The organism is Actinomadura sp. WMMB 499 (genome assembly GCF_008824145.1).
Classification (GTDB): domain Bacteria; phylum Actinomycetota; class Actinomycetes; order Streptosporangiales; family Streptosporangiaceae; genus Spirillospora.
On record NZ_CP044407.1, the window covers coordinates 4069012 to 4082693 of the forward strand.

The following is a 13682-nucleotide window of genomic DNA, read 5'->3' on the forward strand; positions in this document are numbered from 1 at the left end:
GGTGATCCAGGAACCGCGGAACGCGCGCAGCCGCCGGTCCCGCGCCGCGCTGCTGCGGGCCGCGCGCGAGATCGTCGAGCGGGACGGCGTCGCGGCGGCGACGATGGCGGCCGTCGCCGAACGCGCCGGCGTCTCCCGCCGGGCCGTCTACCTGCACTTCGCGTCCCGCGGCGACCTGGTCAGCGAGTTGTTCGGCTACGTCAACGAGGTCGAGGACATCGAGGGCCGGTTCGCCGCCGTCGGCGACGCCCCGGACGCCGGCACCGCCCTCGACGAGTTCGCCCGCGCGCACGCGCACTTCATGGCGCGCATCCTGCCCGTCTCCCTCGCCGTCGAGCGCGAGGCCCGCACCGACCCGGACGCCGCCCGCCACTGGGACACCGCGATGTACTGGCGCGACGCGACGAACCGCGCGCTCGTCGAGCGCCTCGCCGACGAGGGCGTCCTCGCCGACGGCTGGACGGTCGACACGGCGTCCGACATGCTCCTCGCCCTCATCGCCAACGGCGTCACCGCGACCCTCTTCGACCGCGGCTGGACGCCCGACCGCGTCGGCGAGCACATGTCCCGGCTGCTCCGCGCCGCCTTCCTCGCCGAGCCCGGCAGGAATACCTGACAGACCGGGATTGTCAGGAGTCCTCCCCGGTCGCGGCGGCCGGGCGGCCGGATCCGCGACCGGCCGCCCGGGGCTGAGCGTGCTCGACGTGTCCCGGGCGAGGTGTCCACGACCCCGGCCTTCGACCTCCCCGCGCCGGGACGGGACGTCACGGGCGCGGCACGGCGACCACGGTGTAGGACGTCGACGGGGTCGGCTCCGTGTCGAACCGGGCGTTCGGGAGGTACAGCCGGGACCCGAACGCGGCCATCGTGGAGGGCACGTCGAACAGCCGGGGGCGACTCACCCGCCGGACCACCCGGCCCTCGGTCCCCGCCTCGTTCAGCCGCAGCACGGCGATGGCGTCCAGCCGGTTCTGCACCGCGTACAGCGTCCGCCCGCGCAGCAGCAGGCCGTCGCCCTCCGGCAGCGACTCGCCGTGCAGGTCCACCCGCCGGGTCTCGCCGGACGGCTCGACGCGGAACAGCCCGCCGGTGTTCGACTGGACGACGAGCAGCGCCCGTCCGTCCGGCGTCGGCGTGATCCCGTTGGCGTTGAAGCCGGTCCCGTACTCCAGGTCGCCGGTGAGGGGGATCCGCTGCGCGGCGGCGGGCAGCCGTCCGCCGCGCAGCGGCAGCCGGTAGAGCACCGGGGCGGTGGAGTCGGTGAACCACGCCGCGTCCCGGGTGAGGACGACGTCGTTGACGAACGTGGGGCCCGCGGCCAGCCGGTACGAGGCCAGCACCCGGCCGGTGCGGACGTCGAGGACCCGCGCGTCCCCGCCGGTCCCGCCCGCCACGAACAGCCGTCCGCGTGCGTCGGTCTTCAGGCCGAGGGCGGGCGTGCCCGGGCCGTGCGCGAGGATCGAGCCGCGCCCGGTGCGCAGGTCGGCACGGTAGATGGAGCCGTCGGCCATGGAGCCGATGTAGGCGACCGGACCGGGCCCGGTCGCGATGCCCTCCGGCCGGAACCCGTCCGGCAGCCGGATCGTGGTCGGGAACGCGACGGGGGCGGCCTGGGCGGGCGTCGCCGCCGCGCCCAGCCCGAACGCGAGCAGAACGGACATCAACCGACGTCGCATGACTGGCCTTCCTTCAGTGGGTGAACGCGGCGGCGTGGTCGCGGGCGAAGTCGGCGACGTCCCGGGGCGGACGGCCCAGCAGTTCGGCGACCGTCCCGGTGGTGAGGTCGCCCCAGCCGGAGGCGTAGGCCCGCGCGTACTCGTCGAGCATGTCGACGATCCAGTCCGGGAGGCCGTACCCGAGCAGCGTCTCCCGCTTGGCGTCGTCGCCGACCGGCCGGTACGTCACCGTGCGGCCGAGGGCCGCGCTCAACTCCGCGGCGACCTCGTCGAACGTCAGCGAGCGCGGGCCCGTCAGGGTGTAGGTCGCGCCGTGGTGGCGGTCCGGGTCGTCGCGCAGCACCCGGGCGGCGCACGCGGCGATGTCGCGCGCGTCGATCATGCCGATGCGTGCTTCGGCCATGTTCAGCGCGAACGTGCCCGTGGCGGCGATGTCGCCCGCCTCGTTCAGGAGGTTCTGCATGAACCAGTGCGGCCGCAGGATCGTCCAGCGCATGCCGGACGACTCGGTCTCCCGGTCCGACAGCGCGTGCAGCCTGCCGCTGCGGTTCGGCGCGTCGTGCGCCGCGCCCACGACCGACAGCCGCACGATCCGCTCGACCCCGGCCCGGCGCGCGGCCCACACCGCGTTCATGCTGTGCTCCGGAGCCCGCGGCCCGTTCGGGACGAGCAGCCACAGGTCCTGCACACCCTCGAAGGCGGGCGGCAGCGACCGGGCGTCGTCGAGGTCCCCGACGCACACCTCGGCTCCCGGCACGTTCCTCGCCCCGTCCCGGACGAGCGCGCGAACGTGCACGTCCGTCCCGTCCAGGGCGCCGATCAGCGCGGTGGACACGGTTCCGGTGGCTCCGGTGATCAGTACGGTGCGCGGCATGGTCATTCTCCCTTGGCGATGGCGGGGACGGGGTTCGGGGTGCGGGCGACGGTGACGCGCTCGAGGGCCCAGAGCACGACCGTTCCGGCCGACAGCGCGGCGCCCAGGACGCACACGCCGGTCCAGCCGCCGCGGGCCCAGACCACCGCGGTCAGCGCGGAGCCCGCCGCGCCGCCGGCGAAGAACACGGTCATGAAGGCGGAGTTGATCCGGTTGCGGGCCTCGGGGCGCAGCGCGTACACGACGTTCTGGCTGCTGTTGAGCACCATCTGGTGCGCCAGATCGAGCACGACCACACCGGCGAACAGCCAGACCAGCGACCGCTCGCCGCCCGCGAGCAGCAGCCAGGACGCCACCAGCAGCACCGTCCCCGCGCCGCTCACCGTCTGCACGAGACCGCGGTCGGCGAGCCGTCCGGCGACCGACGCGGTCAGCGCGCCCACCACCCCGACCAGGCCGAACAGCCCGATCGCCGACTCCGTCCAGCCGTACGGGTCGCGGGCCAGCAAAAGCGTCGCGGCCGTCCACAGCACGCTGAACGAGGCCAGGCTCAGCGCCGCGATGGCCGCCCGCCACCGCAGCAGCGGCTCGGACCCGAGCATCCCCACCGTCGACCGCAGCAGCCCGGCATAGGACAGGCCCTCGCGGGGGCCGTCGAGCCGGGGCAGGCGGACGCGGAGCAGGACGGCCATCAGCACCATCAGGACGGCGCTCACCCAGTAGACCGTCCGCCACCCGCCCAGTTCGGCCAGCGCGCCGGACGCCGTCCGGGCCAGCAGCAGGCCGAGCATCAGGCCGGTCATCACCGTCCCGACCACCTTGCCCCGTTCCTCGGGCGCCGCCAGCGTCGCCGCGAACGGCACCACGACCTGCGCACCGACCGAGGTCAGCGCGGTCAGCGCCGTCCCGGCCAGCAGCACAGCGCCGCTGGTCGCGGTGGCCGACACCAGCAGGAACACCCCGGTCGCCGCGTACAGCGCCACGGCCAGCCGCCGCCGGTCCACCAGGTCGCCGAGCGGCACCAGCAGGATCAGCCCGAGCGCGTACCCGCACTGCGCGGCCGTCACCACGAGCGCCGCCGCCGACGCGGTGATGTCCAGCTCGTCCGCGATCAGGTCGAGCAGCGGTTGCGCGAAGTAGTTGTTCGCGACGGCCAGTCCGGTCGCCGTCGACATCAGCAGGAGCAACCCGCGCGATATGTGGGGTCTCATGCCCATCACCCTCGGGCAACCAGGATCGATGAGTCCAACACATGTTCGTCATCGGATCAATCGCGAATCACGATCGATCCCCCTGCCGCCCCTCTCCCCCCGACGGACGAGGTGAGAAAAGCCGATCGGGCCGCTACACGTCCCGGCCGGCTTCACGACGATGGAACGGTTCCCCCTGGGGGTCAGGCGGGCGGCAGCAGATCGCTCTCGCTGATGGTGTACGTCAGCGGCGGATAGCTGAAGTTCGTTTCCTTGTTCTCGCGACGGCGCAGCCCGTAGAACTCGCGCTGCTGCTCCTCGTCGGCCAGCGTGAGGCGCGAAGCCCGCTGGAGGTACGCATGCCCGTCACGGAACCGAACGAATGTCTTCGCCGTCCGGAACGTCACGCCCAACCATTGGTTGTCCGCCGTCCGGGCGGACGTGTCCAGGACGATTTTGTGCTTGAGCCGCCGATTCGATTCGACGGAGAACGCGACGATACCGTTGTGTTCGAGAGGGATCTCGAACTTCTCGCCACCGGAATCCTTCGACTCGAAGATCAGCTTCCTCGGTGCACCCGCCTCGGGATGTCGGTAGCAGGAGAAGACAGCGATGAAGGAACCGTCGGCCAGATCGAGAGCTTGGTCGGAATGAGCGCCCATGGTCTTGTAAGCATTCGTGTAGCTCTCGATCAGGGCGTTGTTGAAGCCGACCGCGATCGACGCACGTTCTTGAACCTGCCGCGCCAGCCGTTCGTGCACCGTCCGGAAACGCTGCGCCGGACTCCCGTATCGAGTGGTGGTGCGCACGAGAGGCACACCCTCCACCTCGTCGACCTTGGCGAGCACGGCGCCTCGCCGACCTTTTCCTACATCTTCCAGACGAGCCGACGCGGACAGTTCCGCGTAGAGATCCTCCTCGCTCGGCAGGGCGCACGAGATGATCTCGTCCGAGATCCTAGACTTGCGGGGCAAGGTAGTCTCCCGTGTTCATGCTGAAGAGAAACTCGTCGCCGTAGTCGATGAAGGACGGGGTCCTGTTCTCCTCGGCGTACAGTCTCCGCAGTTCGTCCATGCCCGCCGGTGTGGGCGGCTCCAGCTCCACCAGGTCTCCGGCCGCTTTGAGGAATGTCCGGCCGCTCTTGTGAACGGCTTCGGTGTCCGAGCACCGGACCACGTATCCCATGCGGGTCGGGAGCAACCCGGCGTCCAACGCCGAAGGCCGGATCTCATGCGTATACAGACGGTTGGTGGAGAGCGGCATGAAGAACACGGACCCGGGATAGAGGGTCAGGGTGAACTGCGGAGGGAGCGCGGTCCCGTCACGTTCTCCGACCGGCTCCTTGAGGCGGAAGCGGAGTTTGGTGAGCCCGCTGGTGCCCTTCACACCATAGTCGAACGCATCTTCGGCCATGGGTCGCAGCTCGTCGAGCCCGTCATAGAAGGTGCAGAACGCCATGATGCCGTTGACCGGCATGTCCTTGGTCTTGTCGGCATGCGCCGAGATCCTGGCCTTGGACTGCTTGCGCTCGGCCGTGGCGAGGGTGTTGTTGTAGATCTGCGCGAGAACGTGATTCAGCGGCGCCTGATCGCGGAAGACGGTGGCGGCCTCGCGGTTCAGCGCCTCGACGATGCCCGTGTCGGTCGGGCGAAAGCCTTCGGTCGGGCCCGAAAGGTTCGTGGAGCACCGGAGCAGCCGGAAATGCAGTTCGTCACCGTTCCGCGTGACGGGCGTCAGATAGATTCCGCTGCGATGGGCCGTTCCAGGCTTGGTGGACTCCGTCAGGGACTGGAACGCGTGCTCCGCACGGATCCGTCCGAAGTGATCGGCGTCGGGGTCGAAGAAGCGGCGGTAGTACACGCCGGCGCCGTGCACGCGGACGGGAACCCGCCCGAGGTCGATCAGGGCCCAAGGCTCGTGGACGTCCTCGCGGTAGCCCTCCGACAGCTCCCGGATAACGAATACCCGGTCGGCCGCCTGCAACCGGCGACCGCTGATCCCGGATATGTCGCCGCACAGGTAGACGGTCTTCTGCGCGAGGTCGAGCGAACCGGCCGAAAGATCATCGGGGGTGATCGCGGCGCCAAAGAATTCCCTGATCAAGTCATCGTCATGCAGCGCCGGAGGCGCGACCAAGATGTTGCCCGCATCCTCGATGCGGGCTTCCGGCACCTGGTCTCCATACATCAAACGACCCCTGCCATTCACGGACCTTGCAAACTACGCGAAACCGCAGATGCGGCGACGGCCCCGTGTTCTTTCATCGGCGTCCGGAAAGAGACGCATCATTGAACCTCGATGTTCTCACGGGCCTCGACTACGGGCAAAGGGGTTCTGCTGCACGGGACTCGAACGTCAGAAGGGAGGGGCCTTGCAATACCCTTCGCCCTCTCCCTGCATGGCCGGGGACGTGGGGGCGTCCCAGATTCGGGCCGGGTGCTCGCCGAGACTGTATTCGAGCTCGTGCCTGACCCAGGGGTCGGTCTCGGTCTGCCGCAAGGCACGAAGCCGGGGGTGGAAGTCCGTGAGGCCGAACCGGCGGACCGCCGCGACACCGTGCGCTCGGAGAAGGGGGTCTTCTTCGTCCAGGAGTGCGCTGACCGCACCTTCGAGCTGGTCTTGCTGGAGGTCATCCCGCTTGAGCGTCCACGATCGGGCCAACTCGTAGGCGGCCCGGCGGCGCCGTTCGACGTCGCCCGACGCCAACTCCGGCTGAACGTCTGCAAACGTGAGATCACGGAGGGTACTGAGGGCGTTGAGGTCTCGTGGCGTGCTCGATCTGGCGTGTCGTGCGACGTTGTTCGCGATTTCCTCGGCGTTCGCCAGGGTGCGCTGGTGCTTGTGCCTTTCCCAGCGCAGCTGATCCCACAACTCGGCGCGGACGCTGGGGGCCGCGTCGGTGCTGATCGCGCCGAGGAGAGCGCTCCATGCGGTGTCACTGAGCGCCGGCAGTCGCAGGAGCGATTCTCCCGCGCGGCTCCGTCGGGATGGTGACGGGTCTTCGGAGAGGACCGCGAGAAGTTCGGGTTCGTCCAGGGGGAGCCGCTCGCCGAACCAGCCGACGTCGTAACCGGCGGCGCTCTCGTCCAGCCATCGCTCGTACCAGGCCAGGAAGTCGGCGTCCTCGACGACGTACGGGCCGACCGGGCCATCGTCGTCGAGGTTGATCAGTCGTCCCTGCGCCGGTCCCGTCACGATCAGGCGAGTGACGAGGGAGCACCCGTGGGCGGCTATCCGCAGGGTGCCAGGCAGGAAGTGCCGATTCGGGCCCGGCGGGTCCTCGTACCGAAGTTCCCAGTCGTCGAGGTAGCGCGGGCCGGGGAGGTAGGGGCTGGGCCGAGCCAGATGGTCCGACCGGCGATGCGTGCAGCATGCGGTGTCGAGGCGGCACAACCGGTAGCCCGGACCGGCGCCTTCGGCGCCCAGTTCGGTGATGAACAGGCGATATGCCGGGGGCAGCGCCACTTTGTGACGTTCCTCGAACTCGGCGACGACGGCCTCGGGCACCGGTGGGGCGAGTTCGAAGAGATGCGCGTCCGCGCCGAAGGCCGTCTGCGGTACGGGCCGGGCCCGTGCCGCCGCGAGCTTGTCGGCTATGCGGGCCAGTCGGACGTGATCGGTGTCTGCCACGCGCTGACCCTACGGGCGCCCGGTGGAGGGGCTCCACCGGGCGCCGGGTCGGTCAGGGGGCGTTGTAGGCGCGGATGATGGTCTGGTCGATGGCGCTGCCGCCGGCGTCCTCGGCGGTGACGCGCAGGGAGACGGAGCCCTTGGACGGGAGCGGGGCGCTGAACCGGCCGTCACCCAGGGGCTTCACGTCGGCCGGTGTCCAGGTGGCCCCGTCGTCGAGGGACGTCCACAGGCGGAGGCCGGTGACCTTCGCGGGGTCCGTGCCCGCCATGCGGGCGGCGGTGAAGACGGCCGGTTCGTCCGTGGGGCGGTTCAGCAGGTCGAAGTTCAGGTCGTAGTCGACGAGGAGCAGCGGGAGACGGGCCTCCTCGTGCCCGCGGGGCGCCCGGGAGTCGAAGGTCCAGGACGTCGACGTGCGCGTGGAGACCGGCAGGATCGCCGACGCGTCGTTCTCGTACGTCAGCGTGTACGTCCGCTCGTCCGGCGGGACGGTGAACTCGCCGTAGGGGGCGTTCGCCTCGCCGATCTTCGCGTCGCCCGCGAGCAGTTCCATGTGCCCCTTGACCTCGTGGATCGCGCAGTCGAAGGCGTCGGGGCGGGTCTGCAGGTCGACGAGCGCGACGCGCAGGTTGCCGCGCGTCCGGGTCGCGGGCTGGCGGACGCACGCGCTCGGTGAGACGCCGGTGCCGGAGTACGGGCCGGGGCGCAGCGGCTGGCGGCCCCAGCGGTTCGTGCGCCGTTCGCCCGGTTCGAGAGGGTTGAACGTGCCCTGGTCGATCCAGTGGTCGGCACCGAACCGGACGGATCCGTAGCTCATCCAGAGCCAGCCGTCGGGCGCCACGACGTGGTCGGTCCGGGTCGTGCCCGGTTCGACGTCGCCGCTCGCCTCGAACGACAGGATGCCCTCGGGGCTCAGCCCGTACCGCTTCTCGCTCATGGGGCGGTCGGTCTCGCCGTTGAACGCGGCGAACCGCTGCTCGACGCGGGCCGCGTTCCGGAGTTCGGCGGCGGTGACGGTGCGGGTCGGGTCGGCGGGGATCCCGTCGCCCAGCGCGTGGACGATGTCGTACACGGCGCCGGGGGCCGTCAGGCGGTACTGGGTGGACGCCTTGAACGTCCCGGTCCGCGCACCGTCCATCGGCTGGGCATAGACGGGCGCGGCGGCGGGGTCGAAGGCGTACACGGAGTAGTACCAGAGCCCGTTGCCCGCGTCCCGGACCATGTCCGCGGACGACATGGCCGTGCGGGCCTCGACGCCCTCGACGCTCGCGCCGATCTCGGTCGCCGCGGCGCCGTCGAGCGTGACGGCCGCGTCCCGGTCGACGAGGACTTCGGGGTCGCCCGCGAGGGCCGAACGCCAGTCGCCGTAGTCGTCCACGGTGCCGAGGACGGCGTAGCGGCCCGCGGGCACGCGGAGTTCCACCGGGCCGTCGGGGCCGACCTCGGCGTAGCCGGAGTACAGCGAGTGGTCGTCGAGGTTCACGACCGTGGCGGTGGCGAAGAAGTTCGCGGGGTCGGTTCCGGGGAGTGGAGTGGCCTTGACCGTGAGGGTGTGCGTCGGGGGTTCGACGTAAAAGGTCACGGGGGTTTGCAGGGTGACGCCGGGTCCCTTGGCCGTGACCACGGCCGTGTACAGGCCGGGACGGTCGGCGAGGCGGGCGGCGTCCACGGTCAGCGGCGCGGAGGCGGTGCCGTTCGCCGGGACGTCGACGCGGGACGGGACGGTCGCGGCGGCGGTGGTGCGGCCGTCCCGGTCGGTCACCTCGACGCTCAGCCGGAGCCGGACGGGACGGGCGGTGCTGGACGTCCAGCCGAGTTCGGCCGACAGGTCGCCGTGCTCCGGGTACGCCGACGTGCCGAGGTCGGCGATGCTCTGTGCGGTCAGGACGGGGGCACGTGCGGCCTCGCCGATGTCGAGCCGCCCGGCGCCGAGTTCGTAGGGGTCGCCGCCGGTCGCGGGGTCGGCGGTGCCGGTGAGCGCGGCCTTGAGGCGCGCGGGCTTCCACTCCGGGTGCTGCGCGGCGAGGAGCGCGGCGGCACCCGCGACGTGCGGCGCGGCCATCGAGGTGCCGGACATCTTCGTGTAGTGCGCGTCGAGCGGGGTGCCCGCCGAGGTGCCGCCGGCGCGGGCGGCGACGATGTCGACGCCCGGCGCGACGATCTCGGGCTTGGCCGTGTTGCCGACGGGGCCGCGGCTGGAGAACTCGGCGAGCCGGTCGCGGGCGTCGACCGCGCCGACCGTGAGGGCGGCCGCGGCGGTGCCCGGCGACCCGACCGTCTCGAACACGGGGTCGTTGCCGGACGCGACGACGAACAGGGTGCCGTGCTCGGCGGTGAGGTCGTTCAGCGCGACGGAGACGGGGTCGGTGCCGTCGGTCGGGGCGCCGCCGAGGCTCATGTTGACGACGTCGGCGCGCGGCGCGGCCCACTCCATCCCGGCGATGACGCCGGAGTCGGTGCCGAAGCCGTCGTCGCCCAGGACCTTGCCGACCAGCAGGCTCGCGTCCGGGGCGACGCCCTTGCGCTCGCCGGACGACGCCGCGCCGGTTCCGGCGATCGTCGCGGCGACGTGCGTCCCGTGGCCGGCGCGGTCGGCGGTGTCCGGGGACTCGGAGAAGTTCGCCGTCTCGGCGACGCGCCCTTCGAGGTCGGGGTGCCCGGCGTCGACGCCGGAGTCCAGGACGGCGACCTTCGCGCCGTCGCCGGTGTGGCCCGCGCGCCACGCGGCGGGCGCGCCGACCTGGCGCAGGTTCCGGTCGAGGCGGGCGGCGGGGGCCGAGGGTGCGAGGTTCGCCTCGACCCGGCCGTCCAGCCAGATGTGCTTCACGCCGGTGGCCCGGGCGCTCTTGGTGGCGAGGGCCGTGCCGAGGCCGCGGGCGTCCTTCTTGGGCTGCCGGACGGCGACGGCGCCGATGCTCGGCAGCTCGCGGGTCGCGCGCATCGTGCCGCCGAGGGCGGAGAGCGCGCGGGGGCCTCCGGCCTGCTGGACGATCAGCGGGAGGTCCGGGCTGCGGGCGTCGTCGTAGCCCTGCTCGATCAGTGCGGTGACGTCGAACAGTTCGGGGTCGATGACCGGTCCGACGAGGGCGGCGACGTCGATCGGGGTGACGACGACGTGCCCGTCCGGCCGGACCTCCTTGCGGAACGAGAGCTTCTCGCGGCCGGGGGCGGGGTCGATCGAGACGAGGGGCGGGCCGTCCGGGGCGGTCCGGACGGTGACGGCGTCGCCGGTCAGCAGCGTGACCGTCCACGCCTTGCCGGACGGGAGCGGGCCGGACGGGAGGGGGCCGGACGGGACGGGGCCGGGCGGGGCGGCGTGGGCGGGTGCGGGCACCGCGCTCAGCGCTCCGGCCGCGAGCAGGGAACCGAGCAGCGCCCGGCTCCAGCGTCTGGGACTCATGTGTCTCCTCTGGCGGATGCGTCTACGCCCGGTATCCGCCGGAGGCACCGTCCGGGTTCGCCCAGAGGTCCAGTTGGTCCCAGATTTCTTGCTCGTCCGGGAACCGGAATAGTCGGCTCATACGTCCTGTTGAAGAGAGCGGCAGCAAAGTTGAGTCGGGTCGGCTCAAGTGATTTGACAACGAGGGACCGGCCCGGGCAACCTTGCGAGCACGAGACTCAACCGGCCGCACCTGCCGCTGACGGCCAGCGGACGCGACCGGGTGCGCTGACACCGGGAAGAACGACGGAGGACGAGAACATGGCACGTGCGGTCGGCATCGACCTCGGGACGACCAACTCGGTCGTCGCGATCCTGGAGGGCGGCGAGCCCACCGTCATCGCCAACGCGGAGGGGTCGCGGACCACGCCGTCCGTCGTCGCCTTCGCCAAGAACGGCGAGGTCCTGGTCGGCGAGGTCGCCAAGCGCCAGGCGGTGACCAACGTCGACCGGACGATCCGGTCGGTCAAGCGCGAGATGGGCACCGACTGGAAGACCAAGATCGATGACAAGGACTTCAACCCGCAGCAGATGAGCGCGTTCGTGCTCCAGAAGCTGAAGCGGGACGCCGAGGCCTACCTGGGCGAGACCGTCACCGACGCGGTCATCACCGTCCCGGCGTACTTCTCCGACCACCAGCGGCAGGCCACCAAGGAGGCCGGCCAGATCGCGGGCATGAACGTCCTGCGGATCATCAACGAGCCGACGTCCGCGGCGCTGGCCTACCACCTGGAGAAGGAGAACGAGGCCACCATCCTGGTGTTCGACCTCGGCGGCGGCACGTTCGACGTGTCCCTGCTGGAGGTCGGCGACGGGGTCGTCGAGGTCAAGGCCACCAGCGGTGACAACCACCTCGGCGGCGACGACTGGGACCAGAAGGTCGTCGACTGGCTCGTCGAGAAGTTCAAGAACGCCAACGGCGTCGACCTGTCCAAGGACAAGATGGCGCTGCAGCGGCTCCGCGAGGCCGCGGAGAAGGCGAAGATCGAGCTGTCCGGTTCGTCCGAGACGCAGATCAACCTGCCCTACATCACCGCCTCGGCGGAGGGCCCGCTGCACCTGGACGAGAAGCTCACCCGCGCCGAGTTCCAGCGGATGACCTCCGACCTGCTCGAGCGCACCAAGGCGCCGTTCCAGTCGGTGCTCAAGGACGCGAGCATCACGATCAACGACATCGACCAGGTCGTCCTGGTCGGCGGCTCGACCCGGATGCCCGCGGTGTCCGACCTGGTCAAGGAGCTGACCGGCAAGGAGCCGAACAAGGGCGTCAACCCGGACGAGGTCGTCGCGATCGGCGCCAGCCTCCAGGCCGGCGTACTCAAGGGCGAGGTCAAGGACGTCCTGCTGCTGGACGTCACCCCGCTGAGCCTCGGCATCGAGACCAAGGGCGGCATCTTCACCAAGATCATCGAGCGGAACACGACGATCCCGACCAAGCGGTCGGAGACGTTCACCACCGCCGACGACAACCAGCCGTCCGTGGAGATCCAGGTCTACCAGGGCGAGCGCGAGATCGCCGCGTACAACAAGAAGCTCGGCACCTTCCAGCTGACCGGCCTGCCCCCGGCGCCGCGCGGCGTCCCGCAGATCGAGGTCACCTTCGACATCGACGCGAACGGCATCGTGAACGTCAGCGCGAAGGACCAGGGCACCGGCAAGGAGCAGTCGATGGTCATCACGGGCGGCAGCGCGCTGCCCAAGGACGACATCGAGCAGATGGTCCGCGACGCCGAGCAGTACGCCGAGGAGGACCGCCGGCGCAAGGAGGAGGCCGAGGTCCGCAACCAGGCCGACACCCTCGCCTACTCGACCGAGAAGTTCCTGCGGGAGAACGACGAGAAGGTCACCGCGGAGCTGAAGACCGAGGTCGAGGAGGCCGTCGCCGAGGTCAAGAAGGCGCTGGAGGGCACCGACGTCGACGCCATCAAGGGCTCGACGGAGAAGCTCGCGCAGGTCAGCCAGAAGATGGGCGCCGCGATGTACGCCCAGAACCCCGAGGGCGCCCAGCCGGGCGCCGAGGACGCGGGCCCGACGGCCGACGCCCAGGGCGGGCAGGACGGCCAGGACGACGAGGTCATCGACGCCGAGATCGTCGACGAGGACAAGCCGAAGGGTGACGCATCGTGAGTGCCTCTCCCGACGAGGGCGAGGAGAAGGAGGGACCGGTGATCCGCGACAGGCGGCGCATCGACCCCGAGACGGGGAAGGTCCGGGAGCAGGCGGGCGAGAAGGACGCGCCCGCCGCCCCGGCGGCCCCGGCCGGCGAGGCCGCCGGCACCGCGGGGGGCGCCGGTGACGGCGAGGCCACGGCGCTGCAGGAGCAGCTGGCCGAGCGGCTGGACGACCTGCGCCGGCTGAAGGCCGAGTACGACAACTACCGCAAGCGCGTCGAGCGCGACCGGGTCGCGGTCCGCGAGCAGGCGCTCGGGCAGGTCCTGTCGGAGCTGCTGCCGGTCCTGGACGACATCGGCCGGGCCCGCGACCACGACGAGCTGACCGGCGGGTTCAAGTCCGTCGGGGAGGCGCTCGAGTCGGTCACCGGCAAGCTCGGGCTGGAGACGTACGGGGAGAAGGGCGAGCCGTTCGACCCGACCGTGCACGAGGCGCTGATGCACGGCTACTCGGCGGACGTCACCGAGACGAGCGTCGCGGACGTCCTGCAGCCCGGCTACCGGATCGGCGAGCGGATCCTGCGCCCTGCGCGGGTCGCGGTGGCCGAACCGGACCCGAACGCGGACGGCGCCGCCGCCGCGGCCGGGGACGAGACGGCCGAGGCCGCCGCGGCCGACGAGGCCGACGAGTCGGGCAAGTCAGCGAATAAGCCGGACGACTCTGGCAAGTCCGACGACTGACGACGGGTACGAACGACGCGT

At 71.2% G+C, this 13682-nt stretch carries 10 protein-coding genes; 3 read left to right on the top strand and 7 right to left on the bottom strand.

Translation table 11 applies throughout. From position 1 onward, the window contains the following. Nucleotide 1 precedes the first annotated feature (1 nt). Nucleotides 2-616, top strand: coding sequence for a TetR/AcrR family transcriptional regulator (locus tag F7P10_RS17845; RefSeq protein ID WP_176611521.1), 615 nt, complete (start codon nt 2-4; stop codon nt 614-616). A 148-nt stretch (nt 617-764) separates the two neighbouring features. Here the strand turns inward: F7P10_RS17845 and F7P10_RS17850 are convergent, their stop codons facing one another. The 7 genes from F7P10_RS17850 to F7P10_RS17880 form a co-directional block, all read right to left on the bottom strand. After that, nucleotides 765-1676 carry a superoxide dismutase gene (locus tag F7P10_RS17850; protein WP_151010371.1) on the bottom strand — a complete coding sequence of 304 codons (912 nt, stop codon included), beginning with the start codon at nt 1674-1676 and terminating at the stop codon, nt 765-767. 13 nt (nt 1677-1689) lie between these two features. Then, complete coding sequence (locus F7P10_RS17855; protein WP_151010372.1) at nt 1690-2550, bottom strand: SDR family oxidoreductase; 861 nt, start codon at nt 2548-2550, stop codon at nt 1690-1692. Between the two features lie 2 nt (nt 2551-2552). Continuing rightward, a complete protein-coding gene (locus F7P10_RS17860) occupies nt 2553-3761 on the bottom strand; it encodes an MFS transporter (RefSeq protein ID WP_254716672.1) in 1209 nt (402 codons plus the stop codon). 182 nt (nt 3762-3943) lie between these two features. Then, nucleotides 3944-4714: an alpha-ketoglutarate-dependent dioxygenase AlkB gene (locus tag F7P10_RS17865; protein ID WP_151010373.1), complete on the bottom strand. Its 771-nt coding sequence runs from the start codon at nt 4712-4714 to the stop codon at nt 3944-3946. After that, nucleotides 4698-5912 carry a hypothetical protein gene (locus F7P10_RS17870; RefSeq protein ID WP_254716673.1) on the bottom strand — a complete coding sequence of 405 codons (1215 nt, stop codon included), beginning with the start codon at nt 5910-5912 and terminating at the stop codon, nt 4698-4700. Before F7P10_RS17870 ends, F7P10_RS17865 begins: the two co-directional genes overlap by 17 nt. Nucleotides 5913-6095: 183 nt before the next feature. Next, nucleotides 6096-7370 (bottom strand): HEAT repeat domain-containing protein, encoded by a 1275-nt coding sequence (locus F7P10_RS17875; protein WP_151010375.1) that lies wholly within the window; start codon nt 7368-7370, stop codon nt 6096-6098. 52 nt (nt 7371-7422) lie between these two features. Continuing rightward, nucleotides 7423-10770 (bottom strand): S8 family serine peptidase, encoded by a 3348-nt coding sequence (locus F7P10_RS17880; protein ID WP_176611523.1) that lies wholly within the window; start codon nt 10768-10770, stop codon nt 7423-7425. A 300-nt stretch (nt 10771-11070) separates the two neighbouring features. On the opposite strand from F7P10_RS17880, the gene dnaK reads away from it, so the two are divergent. Further along, nucleotides 11071-12936, top strand: a complete 1866-nt coding sequence (dnaK, locus tag F7P10_RS17890) for a molecular chaperone DnaK (protein ID WP_151010378.1) — start codon at nt 11071-11073, stop codon at nt 12934-12936. Further along, nucleotides 12930-13661: a nucleotide exchange factor GrpE gene (gene grpE / locus F7P10_RS17895; RefSeq protein ID WP_151010379.1), complete on the top strand. Its 732-nt coding sequence runs from the start codon at nt 12930-12932 to the stop codon at nt 13659-13661. The genes dnaK and grpE overlap by 7 nt, the downstream gene beginning before the upstream one ends. The last annotated feature ends 21 nt before the right edge of the window (nt 13662-13682 follow it).